Origin of the sequence: Rhizobium pantanalense (assembly GCF_030182525.1) — a bacterium.
Taxonomy (GTDB): domain Bacteria; phylum Pseudomonadota; class Alphaproteobacteria; order Rhizobiales; family Rhizobiaceae; genus Rhizobium.
Genome location: NZ_JAQJCH010000007.1, coordinates 26075 through 42044 on the forward strand (window position 1 = coordinate 26075; position 15970 = coordinate 42044).

General features: G+C 61.4%; 16 protein-coding genes and 1 tRNA gene. 11 read left to right on the forward strand and 6 right to left on the reverse strand.

What is annotated here, in order from left to right; translation table 11 throughout:
- Nucleotides 1-13: 13 nt before the first annotated feature.
- On the reverse strand, nucleotides 14-643 hold the full coding sequence (locus PH558_RS19110; protein ID WP_285206058.1) for a glutathione S-transferase family protein: 630 nt from the start codon (nucleotides 641-643) through the stop codon (nucleotides 14-16).
- A gap of 248 nt (nucleotides 644-891) precedes the next feature.
- Here PH558_RS19110 and PH558_RS19115 point away from each other — a divergent pair, with 248 nt between their 5' ends.
- Entirely contained in the window at nucleotides 892-2307 is a 1416-nt protein-coding gene (locus PH558_RS19115) for a lipopolysaccharide biosynthesis protein (protein ID WP_285206059.1), read from the forward strand.
- A 2-nt stretch (nucleotides 2308-2309) separates the two neighbouring features.
- Nucleotides 2310-3581, forward strand: coding sequence for a GNAT family N-acetyltransferase (locus tag PH558_RS19120; protein WP_095435977.1), 1272 nt, complete (start codon nucleotides 2310-2312; stop codon nucleotides 3579-3581).
- Between the two features lie 13 nt (nucleotides 3582-3594).
- On the opposite strand, the gene PH558_RS19125 is transcribed toward PH558_RS19120, so the two are convergent.
- The gene (locus PH558_RS19125) at nucleotides 3595-5241 is read right to left on the reverse strand and encodes an AMP-binding protein (protein WP_285206060.1); all 1647 of its coding nucleotides are present in this window, start codon (nucleotides 5239-5241) and stop codon (nucleotides 3595-3597) included.
- 254 nt (nucleotides 5242-5495) lie between these two features.
- On the opposite strand from PH558_RS19125, the gene PH558_RS19130 reads away from it, so the two are divergent.
- Complete coding sequence (locus PH558_RS19130) at nucleotides 5496-6476, forward strand: aldo/keto reductase (RefSeq protein WP_095435980.1); 981 nt, start codon at nucleotides 5496-5498, stop codon at nucleotides 6474-6476.
- A 383-nt stretch (nucleotides 6477-6859) separates the two neighbouring features.
- Nucleotides 6860-7654, forward strand: a complete 795-nt coding sequence (locus PH558_RS19135) for a class I SAM-dependent methyltransferase (protein ID WP_285206061.1) — start codon at nucleotides 6860-6862, stop codon at nucleotides 7652-7654.
- Between the two features lie 6 nt (nucleotides 7655-7660).
- Here PH558_RS19135 and PH558_RS19140 read toward each other — a convergent pair whose 3' ends face one another.
- Nucleotides 7661-8248 (reverse strand): TetR/AcrR family transcriptional regulator, encoded by a 588-nt coding sequence (locus PH558_RS19140; RefSeq protein WP_285206062.1) that lies wholly within the window; start codon nucleotides 8246-8248, stop codon nucleotides 7661-7663.
- 230 nt (nucleotides 8249-8478) lie between these two features.
- On the opposite strand from PH558_RS19140, the gene PH558_RS19145 reads away from it, so the two are divergent.
- From PH558_RS19145 to PH558_RS19160, 4 genes are all read left to right on the forward strand, one after another.
- Nucleotides 8479-9777 carry an MFS transporter gene (locus tag PH558_RS19145; protein ID WP_095435983.1) on the forward strand — a complete coding sequence of 433 codons (1299 nt, stop codon included), beginning with the start codon at nucleotides 8479-8481 and terminating at the stop codon, nucleotides 9775-9777.
- Between the two features lie 142 nt (nucleotides 9778-9919).
- Nucleotides 9920-10004 (forward strand) — tRNA-Leu (locus PH558_RS19150).
- A 180-nt stretch (nucleotides 10005-10184) separates the two neighbouring features.
- Nucleotides 10185-10778, forward strand: coding sequence for a YqaA family protein (locus PH558_RS19155; RefSeq protein ID WP_095435984.1), 594 nt, complete (start codon nucleotides 10185-10187; stop codon nucleotides 10776-10778).
- A gap of 19 nt (nucleotides 10779-10797) precedes the next feature.
- A complete protein-coding gene (locus PH558_RS19160; protein ID WP_095435985.1) occupies nucleotides 10798-11310 on the forward strand; it encodes a disulfide bond formation protein B in 513 nt (170 codons plus the stop codon).
- Nucleotides 11311-11501: 191 nt separating this feature from the next.
- On the opposite strand, the gene PH558_RS19165 is transcribed toward PH558_RS19160, so the two are convergent.
- Together PH558_RS19165 and PH558_RS19170 are read right to left on the reverse strand one after the other, a co-directional pair.
- The gene (locus PH558_RS19165) at nucleotides 11502-12059 is read right to left on the reverse strand and encodes an HNH endonuclease (protein WP_015341304.1); all 558 of its coding nucleotides are present in this window, start codon (nucleotides 12057-12059) and stop codon (nucleotides 11502-11504) included.
- A gap of 110 nt (nucleotides 12060-12169) precedes the next feature.
- Entirely contained in the window at nucleotides 12170-12859 is a 690-nt protein-coding gene (locus PH558_RS19170; protein ID WP_285206063.1) for a DNA-3-methyladenine glycosylase family protein, read from the reverse strand.
- Between PH558_RS19170 and gluQRS the strand changes: the two genes are divergently transcribed.
- A complete protein-coding gene (gene gluQRS / locus PH558_RS19175; RefSeq protein WP_113409031.1) occupies nucleotides 12858-13739 on the forward strand; it encodes a tRNA glutamyl-Q(34) synthetase GluQRS in 882 nt (293 codons plus the stop codon). The two genes, PH558_RS19170 and gluQRS, sit on opposite strands and share 2 nt — an antisense overlap.
- Here gluQRS and PH558_RS19180 read toward each other — a convergent pair.
- On the reverse strand, nucleotides 13704-14651 hold the full coding sequence (locus tag PH558_RS19180; RefSeq protein WP_095435987.1) for a YihY/virulence factor BrkB family protein: 948 nt from the start codon (nucleotides 14649-14651) through the stop codon (nucleotides 13704-13706). The genes gluQRS and PH558_RS19180 overlap by 36 nt on opposite strands.
- A 111-nt stretch (nucleotides 14652-14762) precedes the next feature.
- Here PH558_RS19180 and PH558_RS19185 point away from each other — a divergent pair, with 111 nt between their 5' ends.
- Entirely contained in the window at nucleotides 14763-15596 is an 834-nt protein-coding gene (locus tag PH558_RS19185; RefSeq protein WP_095435988.1) for an SDR family oxidoreductase, read from the forward strand.
- A gap of 72 nt (nucleotides 15597-15668) precedes the next feature.
- On the forward strand, nucleotides 15669-15872 hold the full coding sequence (locus PH558_RS19190; RefSeq protein WP_285206064.1) for a twin transmembrane helix small protein: 204 nt from the start codon (nucleotides 15669-15671) through the stop codon (nucleotides 15870-15872).
- The last annotated feature ends 98 nt before the right edge of the window (nucleotides 15873-15970 follow it).

Here is a 15970-nt window from a genome sequence, read left to right on the forward strand (position 1 = left end):
AGGCCTAGCGCATTCAGACAGCGGAATGCGGATCCTCACTATAAAGATGGACCGGATAGCCTGGTCCGATGACGTCAAGCACACGGCCGAGCCAAGCTGTGAACGCGGGATAATCGGCAAGATCAAAGCCGCAATCCGCCGCTCTATGCGCGTAGGCGTAAACCGCGATATCCGCGATCGAAAACTCGTCGCCAACAAGGAACGGCGTATTCTTCAGCCCGCGCTCGAGCGCTGCAAGCGAACGAAGACCAGCCGAGCGCTTGGCTTCTGCTATGACGGCATTGGATTCCAAGCGCCCCGTCAGCGTCCAGAAGCGCAGCGTACCGATGATCGGCTCGACATGATATTGCTCGAAGAACAGCCATTGCATGACCTTGGCATGTCGATAGCGATCCACTGGAAGAAACCGCGTGCCTTCAGCAACATAGGTGAGAATAGCGTTCGATTCCGCAATCGTTCGCCCATCCTCCAGTTCGAGAACGGGAATGCCCCCTGCCGGATTGAGATCGAAAAAGGCGTCGGTGCGCCCCTCGCCCTCGAAGATGGACACCAGGCGGGTCTGATAGGGGATATCAAGCAATCCGAACAGAACTCTGGCCTTCCAGCCATTCTGCGACGGCAAATAATCGTAAAGTGTGAGCATGAGATCCTCCTCCGATAGACCCTGGATTCTACATGTCGACCAAACCTCCGCCACCCGTTTCCTGCCGAACGACATGGCGCGGCAACCCGAGGGCCAATTGCATCTTATGGTTGCTTTCCGCCTTGACTGATAAGCAACTCTCCACTTCGGTAAAGCCACTTTTACATGCCGCAAGAACCGATTCTTAACTCTCCTCTGCCAAGACTAACGCGAGTTTGGGATCATACTTAAAGTATTGCGTATCGATCATGGCAGTCTTTCAAACAGCGGAAAGAATGTTGCCGTCCGCATTGCGGGCCGCGCTATCGCCGTATCTGCGCAAAGTCGCCGCTCTACTAACCGGCCGGGACGAAAAGGCAGTCTCGCAGCGCATGGCGCTGATCGCCTTCACAATCCGCGTTGCGGGCGCCGCCCTCGCATTTCTCTCGCAGATCATCCTGGCCCGCCTGATGGGACGGTTCGAATACGGCATCTTCGTCTTCGTCTGGGTGTTGATGATCCTGTTCGGCAATCTCGCCTGCCTCGGCTTCCCGACCGCCATCATCCGCTTCCTGCCGCAATATGACGCCGGCGGCAATCATGATGCCATTCGTGGCTTGAACGCCACGGCACGCCTGTTTGTGGTCGCCGTCTCGGGCACTCTAGCACTGATCGGCGCGCTGCTGCTCTTTGCCTTCCGCGGCATGGTCGAACACTATTACGTCATGCCGGTTTTCCTCGGTCTGGTTGCCGTGCCGATGATCGCGCTCGGAGACGTTCTGGACGGTACGGCCCGCGCCAAGCACTGGCCGATCATGGCGCTCAGCCCGACCTTTCTCATCCGCCCGACGCTGATCCTGCTCTTCATGGTGGCTGCGATCCTTGCCGGCGCGCCACGCGATGCCGTCACCGCCATGGCGGCGGCACTCGCCGGCGCCTTCGCCAGTGTCCTGCTGCAATATCTCGCAGTGACGTTCCGTCTGCGCCGCCATTACCCAAGCGGTCCGAAAGCCATCGAATTCAACGCCTGGACGGCCGTGGCACTGCCGATCTTCCTGGTCGAAGGCGTGGGTTACCTGCTCACCAATTCCGACGTCATCGTCGTCGGCATCTTCCTCGATCCAGATGAAGTCGCCGTCTATTTCGCCGCCGCCAAGACGATGGCGCTGGTGCTCTTCGTCTCCTTCGCCGTCAGGGCAGCCATCGGGCCGCGCTTTGCCGCCATCCTTGCGGAAGGTGACCGAAGCAAGCTCGCAGCCTTTGCCACGGAGGCGACACGCTGGTCCTTCTTTCCGGCGCTTGCCCTCGGTCTCGTGGTGCTGGCGGCAGGGCAGCTCTTGCTGTCGCTGTTCGGCGCCGCCTTCACCGAGGGCCAAATCGTGATGGCGCTCCTGCTTGCCGGCATTCTCGCAAGAGCGCTCGTCGGCCCTGCCGAAGTGCTCCTGACCATGGCGGACAAGCAGATGCTTTGCGTCTATCTCTATGCTGTGGCGCTCATTGCCAATGTCGGCCTGAACGTTGCGCTCATCCCGCATCTCGGCATCGAAGGAGCGGCGATTGCCGGAGCGGTCGCCATGGCGATCGAAGCCCTGCTCCTGCATATCGCCGTGCGCCGTGCGCTCGGTATCACCCTATTCGCCCTTATCCGGCGTTCTGCAGCGCCACCGGCAACGAGGGCCCTCTGATCATGGCACGTCCACCCTATACCGAAACCACCGACAGCCAAGTGAACGCCCTGACGCATACACTCGCAGCACTGCATTTCGAAGCACCGAAGGCCGAGGCTCGCGTCGAGATCGGTCGTGTCGGCCGCGAATTCTGCCTCTATCCCGGCAAGCTCGGCTATGAGCTGCAGGATGAGCTGGACTTTCTCTCCAACCGTGCCATGGAGCCGAACGTTTTCTTCTCCGGCCGCTTCCTCGCGCCCGCCATGCCTCGCCTTGAGGATCGGCAGGTGCGGCTGGCACTGATGCGCGACAACAGCAGCACGCGCAGCCGCATCCGCCTGCTGATGCCCTTCACCGTCGACAAGCCGGGCTTTGCAATAGGGCCGTCCATTATCCGGGTCTGGTCGAACTCGTTTGGCCCACTCGGCACACCCTTGCTCGACGCCGAGGATGCTGGCGAAACGCTTGACAACCTCCTCGAGGCGCTCTCCCGGCCGGAGCTGCATCTGCCGAGCACGCTCGTATTGCCGGATGTTCGTCTCAACGGTCACTTCGTCCAAATGGCCAAGGTCATCGCCATCGGCCGGAACCTGCCGATCGCCGTCGCCAACCCATTCCAGCGTCCGATGCTCCAGAGCAATGACGACGCGCTTACCTATCTCAAGCGGACGATTTCCAACGCGCACTTGCGAGAAATGCGCCGGCAGTGGCGGCTGCTGGAAAGCCTGGGCGAAGTCACCTACAGCGTCGCGCGCCAGCCCCGCGATATTCACGGGCGCATGGAAGAATTCCTGGCGCTGGAAGCAAGCGGCTGGAAGGGCAAGAAGCGCTCGGCGCTGGTCACCGATCGCCACCATGCCGCCTTCGCCCGTGAGGCAATTTCTAATCTTGCAGCCATCGACGCGGTGCGCATCCACACCATCGATCTCAATGGTAAGGCTGTCGCCTCGATGATCGTGCTGATCATGGGCGGCGAAGCCTATACGTGGAAGACGGCATTCGACGAGGCCTATGCCCGTTATTCGCCGGGCAAGCTCTTGATGGGCGAGCTGACGGAATGGCATCTCGATGACGCCAACGTTGTCCGCTCCGATTCCTGCGCGGTGCCGGATCATCCGATCATGAGCCGTTTCTGGCACGAACGCGAGGAGATGGGCACGCTCATCATCGGCCTGACGCCGAATGGCGACCGCGACGTCCGCCAGGTGACCACGCAGTTGCACATGTATCGCAGCACCCGCAACATGGCGAAGCTGCTGCGCGAAAAGATCCTGTCGCTTACGAAACGCTAGAACGCCGCGCGTTCTAGTTTTTTGAAGATGGCGCCTCGGCAATCGCCCGCTCGCGCAGCAGGCGGCGGATCACCTTGCCAGAGGTCGTCAGCGGCAGAGCGTCGACGAATTCGATCTCACGCGGATATTCGTGCATGGAAAGCCGGGTCTTCACCCACTTGCGGATTTCGGCCGCGAGCGCCTCGCTTGGCTCGTGGCCGGGCACGAGAACGACATAGGCCTTGACAATTTCCGTCCTGACCGCATCCGGCTTTCCCACAGCCGCGGCAAGCTGCACGGCAGGATGGCCGCCGAGGCAATCCTCGATCTCGCTCGGGCCGATGCGATAGCCGGACGAGGTGATGACATCGTCATCGCGCCCGACGAAGGAAATATAGCCATCCGCATCCTGCCGGCCGATATCGCCGGTCAGCAGCCAGTCATTGGCGAATTTCGCCTCCGTCGCCGCCTCGTTCTGCCAGTAGCCGAGGAACATCACCGGATCAGGCCGCTTGATCGCGATTTGTCCCGTCTCGCCCACGGGAACCTCGATACCATCGGCATCGACGATTGCGACACGATGGCCGGGTACTGGTTTGCCCGTCGCGCCAGCACGGCTGACGCCGAAGGCTTCGCTGGAAGAGAGCACGAAATTGCATTCCGTCTGACCGAAGAATTCGTTGACGCTCACGCCAAGCGCGGACCGCGCCCATTCGAAGGTTTCGCGGCCAAGCGCTTCGCCGGCCGAACCGATGGTACGCAGCTTGAGATCGTAATGCGCCCGCGGATTGTCGACCGACTTCAGCAGGCGCAGCGCCGTCGGCGGAATGAAGGCATTGCGCACCTCCATCTCGGCCATGATGCGGAAGGCCATGTGCGGATCGAATTTCTGTGCCGGCGAGGAAACGACGGGAACGCCAAGCATCAGGCTCGGCAACAGCGCATTCAGGAGACCGCCGGCCCAGGCCCAGTCCGACGGCGTCCATAGCCGGTCGCCAGCTTGCGGAAAGCCTTCATGGGCGAATTGCATGCCTGGAATATGCCCCGGTAGCACACGATGGCCATGCAGCGCACCCTTGGGCGGGCCGGTCGTGCCTGACGTGAAGATCATCAGGGCCGGATCGTCCGGGCCGGTATCGGCGACCTCGAACAGCGGCGGATGTGCCGCCACCAGATCGGCAAAGCCGGAAACGCCCTCTTCGGCGCCATCGATGCTGATCACCTGCGTCAGTTCGGACAGCCGGTCCCTGATCGGGCGCAGCCGCTCGAGGCCGAACCGGTTGGTGACGATGGCCGACGCCCCGGCTGCCTGCAGCCGGTATTCCAGTGCCTCGGCGCCGAACAGCAAGGCCAGCGGCAGGGCGATGGCGCCCATCTTGTAGATCGCCACATGCGCCACGACGGTCTCGAAACCCTGCGGCAGCAGCAGCGCCACCCGATCTCCCGCCCCAACCCCAAGCGCGACAAGCGCATTGGCGAAAGAGGCGGAACGATCGCTCAACTCACCGTAGCTCATGGAAAAGTGATTGCCGTCCGGATTGAAATGCTGAAGGCAGATCCGGTCGGGCTTGCGTTCGGCCCAGGCATCGCAAACAGTATGCCCCATGTTGAATTTCGCCGGAATCTCCCAACGAAAGTCGCGATAGAGGGCTTCATAAGTATCACGCGGGGGCAATTTCATGCGCAGTTCCAGAAAATGGTGCGGTGCAGCTAACACCTGTCGCCCTTGGGGTTCAAGGAAACATTTGAGGTTGCCATCTTCTCTGCCGGGCGAATTGCCTTATTTATTGAAGAATACTTCGAAGCTCTTCACGAACTGATGCGTCGTCCGGCGACGATCTTACCCGCCGATTTGCTTTCGCGACGCACATATTCCACCGCTCTTCCGGCGGTGGTCCTCATTGCCCCGAATAATCGAATGGACGGAGAATAGCGATGGAATACGTAAAGCTCGGCAGGACCGGTCTTGAAGTCTCACGCATCTGCCTGGGTTGCATGACCTATGGCGACCCCAACAAGGGCACGCATGCCTGGTCGCTGAAGGAGGAGGACAGCCGGCCGCTGCTGCGCCAGGCGATCGAGGCCGGCATCAACTTCCTCGACACAGCCAACACCTACTCCAATGGTTCCTCGGAAGAGATCGTCGGCCGCGCCATCAAGGATTTCGCCAAGCGTGACGATATCGTGCTTGCCACCAAGGTCTTCAACCGCATGCGCCCCGGCCCGAATGGCGCCGGCCTGTCGCGCAAGGCGATCTTCGACGAGATCGACAACAGCCTGCGCCGCCTCGGCACCGACTATGTCGATCTCTACCAGATCCATCGCTGGGACTATACGACGCCGATCGAGGAAACGCTGGAAGCGCTTCATGATGTCGTTAAGGCCGGCAAGGCCCGCTATATCGGCGCCTCCTCCATGTATGCCTGGCAATTCGCCAAGGCGATCTACACCTCGCGCCTCAACGGCTGGACGGAGTTCGTCAGCATGCAGGACCACCTGAACCTGCTCTACCGCGAGGAAGAGCGCGAGATGCTGCCCTTCTGCGAGGACCAGAAGATCGCCGTCATCCCCTGGAGCCCGCTCGCCCGCGGCCGCCTGACGCGCGATTGGGACGAGGCGACGGCCCGCACTCAGTCGGATGAATTCGGTAAGACGCTCTACACCCAGGCGCTCGAAGCCGACCGCAAGATCGTCGATGCCGTCGGCACCGTCGCCAAGGCCCGCGGTATCCCGCGCGCGCAGGTCGCAACCGCCTGGATCCTGCAAAAGAGCGCCGTCACCGCCCCGATCATCGGCGCCTCCAAGCCCGGCCACATCACGGATGCCGTCGCCTCCCTGGAGGTCAAATTGACGCCGGAGGAAGTCGAGGCGCTGGAGAGCCCTTATGTTCCGCACGGGGTTGCTGGGTTTAAGTGATCGGGGATTTTGAAGCTGGCTAGGTTGGGCTGGTGATATTGCGGCTAGCTGTCTGCCTGGTCCCTCAACTCTCTTCCGGCAGAGCAATCCGCATATGAATGAAGTGGTTGCCGCGCAACTCCTTCTCCTCAGCGGGGAGAAGGTGGCCCGAAGGGTCGGATGAGGGGACGGGCTGGCCGACCTGAATTCATGGACTTCCTGCTCTCGGCAGGCCCCCTCATCCGCCTGGCGGCACCTTCTCCCCGAGGGGAGAAGGAAGTGAGGGGGCACTCACATCCTCTGAAGCCGATTGACCCTACGGTAAATCGCGCAAAAGTGACTTCACGAACGGGTCACAGTTGAGGCTTAACAGGTCATGATTCCCTACCCGAGGATGACAGCCCATGATCACAGTCCCCTTCGAAGCACGGCGCTTTCAATCGACCGCGGCCTATTACCTGCGCTATCGTATCCCCTATCCGGACAGGCTGATTACCCGCGTCGTGGAGCGCAGCGGCCTCAAGCCCGGCGATCATGTACTGGATCTCGGCTGCGGCCCCGGCCAGCTCGGCATCGCCTTCGCGCGGCTGCAGGGTGCCGCCGTCACCGCCATGGATCCGGAGCCGGAAATGCTCGCCGAAGCCGCGCTCGGCGCGAAGGCAGCCGGCATTGATATCAGCATCCGCCAAGGGTCCTCCTACGATCTCGGCCCCGATATCGGCAGGCTGCACCTCTGTGTCATGGGCCGCTCGTTCCACTGGATGGACAGGCCCGCAACGTTGGAAGCGCTCGACAAGCTGATTGAGCCGGGCGGCGCCGTCGTGCTCTTCCACGATAAGGGCATTCTGGCGGAGCCGAACTGGCGCGGTATCCTCGAGCCGCTGATGGAAACCTATTCGCCCGAGCGCAGCGCGGAGCGGCAGATGCGCCGGAGCAAGGAATGGGCGCCGCATGAAGCCATGCTGCTCACCTCGCCTTTCCGCAACCTCGAACGGATCGGCATCATCTCGGAATACACCAGGGATATCGAAGAGATCGTCGGCCGCATCTTCTCGATGTCGTCGACTTCGCCGCAGGCGCTGGGCGACAAGGCAGCCGATTTCGAGGCGGCTCTGCGCACCGAGCTGCTGGCGGTCGCGTCCGACGGCAAGTTCAGGGAGGTCGTCGAGGCGAACGGGCTGCTCGCCTTCCGCGATTAGGCAAGCTTAGCCGTTGCTTTCACCAGGCGGCGGCGACAGCTCCTGCCGGGTCGCCGACAGGAATTCCTGCGACAATTCGGAACTGTCCATCGCGCGTGCCAGGATGACTGCGCCGACCATGGCTGAAAGGCTGGCAAACGCCTTGCGACGGCGCTCCTCCGGCGTTTCGCCGGGAACGATCTCTTCCAGCACCTCGACCAGCCCCATCAGGCCGCCGGTGAAGGTGGATTGCATTTCGGGGCCGTGTCGGCTGACCTCCTGCGTCAGCGCCGCGAAGACGCAGCCGGTCGCATGTTCCACCACGTTGCGGTGCGAGAGATAATGGGCGAGCAGCGCTTCCAGCGGCTGGTCGGGCGAGCTTGACGCTACTTCCTTCCAGCGCTCCAGCGAGCGGGCCACCAGCGCTTTGCTCGCCTCGCAGGCAAGCTCGTCCTTCGAGTCGAAATGGCCGTAAAAGCCGCCATGCGTCAGCCCCGCCGCCTTCATGATCTCGGCGACGCCGATGCCGTCGAAACCCTTCTCGCGAAAGAGCTCGCCTGCCACGGCAAGGATCTTCTCGCGATTCTCGGCGAATTTCTCCCGGCTCACTCTCATCAATAAACTCCATCAGAGCATCAATAAATCTGTATTGACAATTTATATGATGACCATCATCAATACGCAACAAATATGATAGCAATCATGTAAATGCCTTTGCACAAACGTTCAAGCCGGAAGAACGGCAGAGCGCTAGACGTGGTACGGTACCCCCGACTGTCCGCGATCCGGTGTTTTCGCAAGTCCGGCCTGGCGACACGATACCCAACCTGATTGGAACGCAGCTCATGGTTTCCACTGCCCTTGCCTCGACGCTCGCCCGGCGCAACATCCATTATGGATGGGTCGTCGTCGCCGCCACCTTCCTCACCATGCTGGTCACCGCCGGTGCCATGGGCGCGCCCGGCGTGCTCATCAAGCCGCTGGAGGACGAGTTCGGCTGGAGCACTTCCTCGATTTCGTCCGCGCTTGCCGTCCGCCTCGTGCTGTTCGGCCTCATGGGTCCCTTTGCCGCCGCCTTCATGAACCATTTCGGCGTGCGCAAAGTCATCGTCTTCGCGCTGGGCACCATATGCGTCGGCTTCATTGGCTCGCTTTATATGACGCAGGTCTGGCAGCTGCTGCTCTGCTGGGGCATCATCATCGGCTTCGGCACCGGCCTCACCGCCATGGTACTGGCGGCAACCGTATCGACGCGCTGGTTCACCAAGCATCGCGGCCTCGTCATCGGCATGCTCTCGGCCAGCTCGGCCACGGGGCAACTCGTCTTCTTGCCGCTGATGGCGGAGCTGACGACGCGCTATGGCTGGCGCACCACCGTGCTCTTCGTCTGCGGCATGATCGTCGTTGCCGCCCTCGTCGTGCTGCTCCTGATGCGCGACCGCCCCTCGGACGTCAACCTGCCGCTGGTCGGCGAAATCCACATCACGCCGCCGCCGACGGCGACCAGGAACCTGAAGGCAGCACTCGCCTCGCCGATCGCGATCCTGCGGGAAGTCTCCACCACCTCGACCTTCTGGATCCTGTTCGCCACCTTCTTCATCTGCGGCCTGTCGACCAACGGCCTGATCCAGACGCATTTCGTCACCCTGTGCGGCGATTTCGGCATCGTGCCGGTCGCAGCTGCCAGCGTGCTTGCCGTCATGGGCATCTTCGATTTCTTCGGCACGATCGGCTCCGGCTGGCTCTCCGACCGCTTCGACAATCGCTGGCTGCTCTTCTGGTATTACGGCCTGCGCGGCCTGTCGCTGGTCTACCTGCCCTTCAGCGATTTCACCTTCTACGGCCTGTCCATCTTCGCCGTCTTCTACGGCCTCGACTGGATCGCCACCGTACCGCCGACCGTCAAGATCGCCGCCGACCGTTTTGGCCGCGAAAAGGCCGGCCTCGTCTTCGGCTGGGTCTTCGCCGGCCATCAGCTGGGTGCCGCCACCGCCGCCTATGGCGCCGGCCTGACCCGCACGGAACTGAACACCTACCTGCCCGCCTTCTTCGTCGCCGGCGCCTTCTGCCTGCTCGCCGCGATCTTGGCGATCACGCTGCAAAAGTCCGGCTCCACCAGCAAAGGCCCGGCCATGGCGCACTGAGCCTCAAACGGCAAAAGCCCATGGCGTCCACCCACGCCATGGGCCAAACCGCAACCTGCGGAAACACTCGCAATATCTGCCGCACCCGGCTTGCGCGCCCCGCCGGTCACATGCTAGACAGCCGCCTCGTCAGTACCCCGTTGCCCCATTGGCGGAATTGGTAGACGCGCTCGACTCAAAATCGAGTTTCGAAAGAAGTGCTGGTTCGACTCCGGCATGGGGCACCAAAACCACTATCATTTGATGTGCCTTCCTTCAGCAGACCTCAAAAACTGCTGCAAGTACTTCATGTTCTCCCCACCCCATCACGAAAAATTTTGCCTTTCCGCCGCTTCCGTCCCTCCCCGACCATTTACAGCCATAATCCTGCCCCCTAAAGGTTTGCAACGCAGCAAAAAGGGGGCCTTATGCTTCGTAGACTGTACGACTGGACCATGTCGCTCGCCGGCCGCAAATCGGCGGAAATCTGGTTGGCCGTTATTGCCTTCGTCGAGAGCTCCATCTTTCTCGTTCCGGCCGATGTGCTTTTCCTGCCGATGTCGCTGGCGAAACCAGAGCGTGCCTGGCGCTACGCGCTGACGGCGACAGTTGCCTCCGTGCTGGGCGGCATTGCCGGCTGGGCGCTCGGCTATTATGCCTTCGAGACCATCGCCAAGCCGATCCTTGAATTCTACGGCAAACTCGATGCCTTCAACCAGATGAGCTCCGGCATCACCTATGAATGGGTGCTCCTGCTGCTGGTCACATCGGGTCTGGCGCATCTGCCGCCGATCAAGGTGGTGACCATCCTCTCCGGCGTCGCCCATATCGATCTCGGCCTGTTCATCATCTCCGCCATCGTCGCGCGCGGCGGGCGCTTCTTTCTCCTGGCCTTCCTGCTTCGCCGCTATGGCGAATCCATCCGCCATTTCATCGAGAAGCGCCTGGGCCAGATCACCATGGCAGCCGCCGCCGTTCTCATCGCCCTCTACGGCATCTTCCATTTTGCCCTGGCGAGCTGATCCAAGGAGCCCCCAACGCATGTCCACGACTTTGCCTTCCTCCCGCGCCGGCCTCGGCTATGGCGTCCTGCTGACGATCGGCATGATCGTCGTCATCGGCTCGGCGCTCGGCTTCCAATATATCGGCGGTTATATCCCCTGCGCGCTCTGCCTCGACCAGCGCCAGCCCTATTACTACGGCATCCCCGTCGCCATCATCGCCGTGCTGACGGCAGTCGCCGGCCTGCCCTCCTGGATCACCCGCGGGCTGCTGATCATCGCCGGCCTGATGATGGTTGTCGGCGGCGGCATCGGCGTCTATCACGCCGGCGTCGAATGGCACTTCTGGGAAGGCCCGACCACCTGCTCGACGACGGCCAGCAGCGTCACGCAGAATGCCGGCGACCTGCTTGGCCAGCTGAATACCATCAAAGGCCCGTCCTGCACGGAAGCAGCACTGCGCATCCTCGGCCTGTCGATGGCCGGCTGGAATGTGATCGCCAGCGTGATCCTGGCCGCTATTGCTTTTGTGGGTGCGAAGAAGGCGGGTTGACCCCTTCTCTCCCGCGGAGAGAAGATGGGCGCGAGCAGGTGAGCAAAGCGAAACTGCAAGCGGCCGGATGAGGGGGACGAGAAGCGAAGCGACGAGGGCCTTGAGCGGCAAGCGAAAGGCAAATTTGCGTGCCGCCGCTCCCCCTCATCCGACCCTTCGGGCCACCTTCTCCCCAAGGGGAGAAGGAAAACCTACGGCTGCAGTTCCGAATCCCAGTAGAGATAGTCGAGCCAGCTGTCGTGCAGATAGTTCGGCGGGAACAGGCGGCCATTGTTGTGCAGGTCCTGCACGGTCGGCTGGTATGGCTTCTGCGCCGGGAACATGCCGGCCTGCTTCGGCAGCTTGCTGCCCTTGCGCAAGTTGCACGGCGAACATGCGGCCACGACGTTCTCCCAAGTGGTCTCGCCGCCATGGGCGCGCGGAATGACGTGGTCGAAGGTCAGGTCGTCATGGGAGCCGCAATACTGGCATTCGAACTTGTCGCGCAGGAAGACGTTGAAGCGGGTGAAGGCGGGATTGCGGGACGGCTGCACATAGGTCTTCAGGCATACGACGCTCGGCAGCCGCATCGAAAAGCTCGGTGAGGACACGCACTGATCGTATTCTGCGATGATGTTCACACGGTCAAGAAAAACCGCCTTGATCGCGTCCTGCCAGGACCAGAGCGACAAGGGATAGTAACTCAGCGGTCTGTAGTCAGCGTTCAGGACGAGCGCTGGCAGGGACTGCGGGGAGACTGCAATCGTCAAGGAACCCTCCTGATCGATTCGGCATCTGCACCTGTATATTAGGCCGGTTGTTACAGGATTGTGAAGTCCAATAAATTCAGTGCATAAAGGCGATTTCAGGACGCGGCCGATTAAACGATAGGCAGTGCATCCCGGCGCGTTTTCACGGCATAGTAAGCCCAGAAAAGCCGGGCGGCGACCGAGCGCCAGGGTGCCCAAACCACGGCTTCCCGGGCAACTGCCTTGGCCAAGGGCCTGGCTTCATGGCCAAAAGCCATGCCGACGGCCGCCTGAAGCGCGACGTCGCCAGCCGGAAACACATCTGCGTGACCGCCGCAAAACATCAGGTAGACCTCGGCAGTCCAAGGCCCGATTCCCTTGATCGACGTCAATTCGGCAAGCGCCTTGTCAGGTGATTCGGCGCTGAGCGCAGGGAGATCGAGGCTGCCGCCGGCAACGGCTTCGGCCACGCGCGCCAACGTCTCGTGCTTGATTCGCGACAGGCCGAAGCTTCGCCATGCCTCCGGCTCCAGCCCGACATAACCTTCAGCAGTCACCTGCTCCATCCCGGCGATCATCTTCCCCCAGATCGCATCGGCGCTGGCGCGCGAAACGACCTGCGAAACGATGATATGGGCAAGCCCTTCGAAGCCCGGTTCGCGCAGGCGCAGCGGCAAGCTACCCGCCTCTGCGGCAACGGGCCGCAGGCGCGGATCGATCTTCAGTAGTGCGGCCAGTCCTTGTTCGATATCGCGCTCGTTGCGAATGATCTGCATGAAGTCTCGTAGTCCCTGGTTCAAATTCGTGGCAGAAGAAAGCATGATCGAGATTCCCCGTCAAAAGCCGAAATTCCGTTTTGCCCCGAGCCCGAACGGCCCGCTGCATCTTGGCCATGCGCTGTCGGCGATCCTCAATCACGACATGGCGGCAAAGGCAGGCGGCGATTTCCTCTTGCGTATCGAAGACATAGATCAGGCGCGCTGCACACCCGATTTCGAAGAGGGCATCTATACCGATCTCTCGTGGCTCGGCCTTCGCTGGCAGCAGCCGGTGCGCCGGCAATCCGAGCATTTTGCGGCCTATCAAACGGCGTTGCAGACACTTATCGAGCGCAGCCTCGTCTATCCCGCATTCCTGACGCGCGGCGAGGTCAAATCACGCGTCGCCGCTTTCGAAGCCGAGGGCAGTTCCTGGCCACGCGATCCGGACGGCACGCCGCTCTATCCGCCCGATGACCGCGAGCGCAGCGATGCCGAGCGGCAGCGCCTGCTGGCATCAGGCATCAAGCACGCCTGGCGTCTCGACATGGAAAGGGCACTGGCGATAGTGGACGAACCATTGCACTGGCAGGAAAGCGGCGACGGTGAGACGGGCGTCATCCCCGCCGATCCCGCGGCCTGGGGCGATGTCGTGCTGTCGCGCTCGGACGCGCCCTCCAGCTATCATCTTTCTGTTGTCGTCGACGACGCCGTGCAGGGCATCACCCATGTCGTGCGCGGGCTCGACCTCTTCCACGCCACCTCGATCCATCGCCTGCTGCAGGCGCTGCTCGGCCTGTCGGAGCCGCTCTATCATCACCACCGCCTCGTCCTTGGAGAGGATGGCAAAAAACTCTCAAAGAGCATGGGCGATACCGGCATTGCCGAATGGCGCCGGCAGGGCCTCTCACCGGCGGAGCTTCGCCGCCGCATCGGCCTCTGATCCGGCCCTTGGTTCCGGCGATGCCTTCTCCGTCGGCACCTCAGCTGGGCGGCTTGCCGCCTTGCCGAACAGCAGGCGGCGCACGCGGAATTTCATCAGCGCCGCATTGATCTCCGCCCCCATGATGAAGATCACGGCGAGCATATAGAGGAAGATCAGCACGATCATCACCGACGCCAGACCGGCATAAGTGGCTGTGTAATTGGCGAAGGTGGAGAGATAATAGGCGAAGAGCACAGCGCCGATCGACCAGAACACCAGCGTCAGTATCACGCCGGGGATGACGTCGAACACACGCCTGCGGCCGGCTGCCAGCCATAGATGCAGGATCATCAGCCCGGCCAAGAGCAGAAAGATGGTGCCGTAGATCCGCCAGCTGAAGACGATGTCGAGAATATCGGCAAGCTTCGGCAGCCATTGTCTGGTGTAATTGAGGGCGAGCGGCACGGCGACGAGCAGAATGCTGAGGATGGCGAAGATCAGCACCGCGATCAGCACGTAACCAAGGCTGGCAAGGCGATTGAAATACCACGGCCGTGTCTCAGGCACGCGATAGGCGCGGTTCAGCGATATGCGCAGCGCCTCGACGCCGTTCGAGGCGAAATAGGCGGCCGCAAGCACGGAGATCGTCAAAAGCCCGCCGCGCGGGATTGTGAGCACCTGCACGACCTGATCGGCGAGCGGCTTGGCGATCGCCTCCGGCCAGGTATCGAAAATCAGGTGTACTGCCGTCGACGAAAACTGGCTGGCGCCGAGAAAGCTTGCGAGCGCCGTGCCGAAGATCAGGAAGGGGAAAACCGCCAGCAGCGTTGACAGCGCCACATGGCTTGCCATGGCGAACCCGTCATCCTCGACGAAATGGAACACTGCGTCGTAGATCACCTTGTAAGTCGTCCGCAGGGCTGTCGGCATTCCATCTCCGCTCGGCGTCGGCATTCATCCGGCTGATACCGCCGGTTGTCGATTGTATCGGGTTCCTGAATATGGGAAACGAGTCCCGGTTTGTACAGGAATCATCTTTCCATGACGGAACAACGCACGATCCTCGTCACTGGTTGCTCCTCCGGCATCGGCGCTTATTGCGCGCGAGCGTTGCGCGGCGATGGATGGCGCGTCTTTGCAACCGTGCGCAAGGAAGACGATCTCGCCCCGCTCGAAACCGACGGCATCGAAGCGCTGCTCCTCGACTATACAAGGCCCGAGACCATTTCTGCCACGGTGGCGACAGTGCGTGAGCGCACGGGCGACCGCATCGACGCCCTCTTCAACAATGGCGCCTACGGGCAGCCAGGCGCCGTCGAGGATCTGCTGACCGATGTGCTGCGCGAACAGTTCGAAACCAATTTCTTCGGCTGGCACGAGCTCACGCGCCAGATCCTGCCGCTGATGCGCAAACAGGGGCATGGCCGCATAATCAACTGCTCCTCCATTCTCGGGCTGGTTCCCTACCGTTTCCGCGGCGCCTATACCGCCTCGAAGTTCGCGCTCGAAGGGCTGACGATCACGCTCAGAATGGAGTTGCAGGATAGCGGCATCCATGTGAGCCTCATCGAGCCCGGCCCGATCGCAACGAAGTTTACCGCCAATGCGCTCGCCAAGATCAACGAGCATATCGACCTCGAAGGCTCGCCCCATGCGGTGGAATATCGCAGGCAGCTGAAACGGCTTGATGGATCAGGCCCGATCAATAAACATAAATTGGGTCCGGAAGCGGTCTATGATGTGCTAAAATCCGCTTTGAACGTGAGAAATCCACGCCCACATTATCTGGTAACGACGCCCGCCAAGCAGGGCGTGCTCTTGAAAAGGCTATTGCCGGCTAACCTTTTCTATCGTCTGATGCGCCGGCTGGATTAGAGCAACCTCACGAAAGGGCAAAGAGCCTTTTCCGCTTGAGATTGCTTAAAAGAAGACAAGGATGGAGGAGCCATGTCTACCGTTACTTATGTTGCCGCCATCATTGTCATGGGATTTGTCGCGATCGTTCTCATTCGCGGCCTGCTGAACATGATGAAAGGCGACAACCCGAACCTTTCGAACCGGCTGATGCAGCTGCGCGTACTGCTGCAGGCAGTCGCGGTGATCCTGATCATGCTGACGCTCTGGCTGACGGGCGGCGGCCGCCCGGCCTAAAGCAATTCCAGGAAAGGTGCGAAGCGGTTTTCCCTCCGGAATTGCTTAAAATAAAAGGTTAGGGCATTTCGCGATCAAAAAAGGCGAAAGGCTCTAAC

Coding starts and splice junctions, on each gene's coding strand:
- PH558_RS19110 (WP_285206058.1), bottom strand. CDS start 643: ATGCTCACACTTTACGATTATTTGCCGTCGCAGAATGGCTGGAAGGCC.
- PH558_RS19115 (WP_285206059.1), top strand. CDS start 892: ATGGCAGTCTTTCAAACAGCGGAAAGAATGTTGCCGTCCGCATTGCGG.
- PH558_RS19120 (WP_095435977.1), top strand. CDS start 2,310: ATGGCACGTCCACCCTATACCGAAACCACCGACAGCCAAGTGAACGCC.
- PH558_RS19125 (WP_285206060.1), bottom strand. CDS start 5,241: ATGAAATTGCCCCCGCGTGATACTTATGAAGCCCTCTATCGCGACTTT.
- PH558_RS19130 (WP_095435980.1), top strand. CDS start 5,496: ATGGAATACGTAAAGCTCGGCAGGACCGGTCTTGAAGTCTCACGCATC.
- PH558_RS19135 (WP_285206061.1), top strand. CDS start 6,860: ATGATCACAGTCCCCTTCGAAGCACGGCGCTTTCAATCGACCGCGGCC.
- PH558_RS19140 (WP_285206062.1), bottom strand. CDS start 8,248: ATGAGAGTGAGCCGGGAGAAATTCGCCGAGAATCGCGAGAAGATCCTT.
- PH558_RS19145 (WP_095435983.1), top strand. CDS start 8,479: ATGGTTTCCACTGCCCTTGCCTCGACGCTCGCCCGGCGCAACATCCAT.
- PH558_RS19155 (WP_095435984.1), top strand. CDS start 10,185: ATGCTTCGTAGACTGTACGACTGGACCATGTCGCTCGCCGGCCGCAAA.
- PH558_RS19160 (WP_095435985.1), top strand. CDS start 10,798: ATGTCCACGACTTTGCCTTCCTCCCGCGCCGGCCTCGGCTATGGCGTC.
- gluQRS (WP_113409031.1), top strand. CDS start 12,858: ATGATCGAGATTCCCCGTCAAAAGCCGAAATTCCGTTTTGCCCCGAGC.
- PH558_RS19170 (WP_285206063.1), bottom strand. CDS start 12,859: ATGCTTTCTTCTGCCACGAATTTGAACCAGGGACTACGAGACTTCATG.
- PH558_RS19180 (WP_095435987.1), bottom strand. CDS start 14,651: ATGCCGACAGCCCTGCGGACGACTTACAAGGTGATCTACGACGCAGTG.
- PH558_RS19185 (WP_095435988.1), top strand. CDS start 14,763: ATGACGGAACAACGCACGATCCTCGTCACTGGTTGCTCCTCCGGCATC.
- PH558_RS19190 (WP_285206064.1), top strand. CDS start 15,669: ATGTCTACCGTTACTTATGTTGCCGCCATCATTGTCATGGGATTTGTC.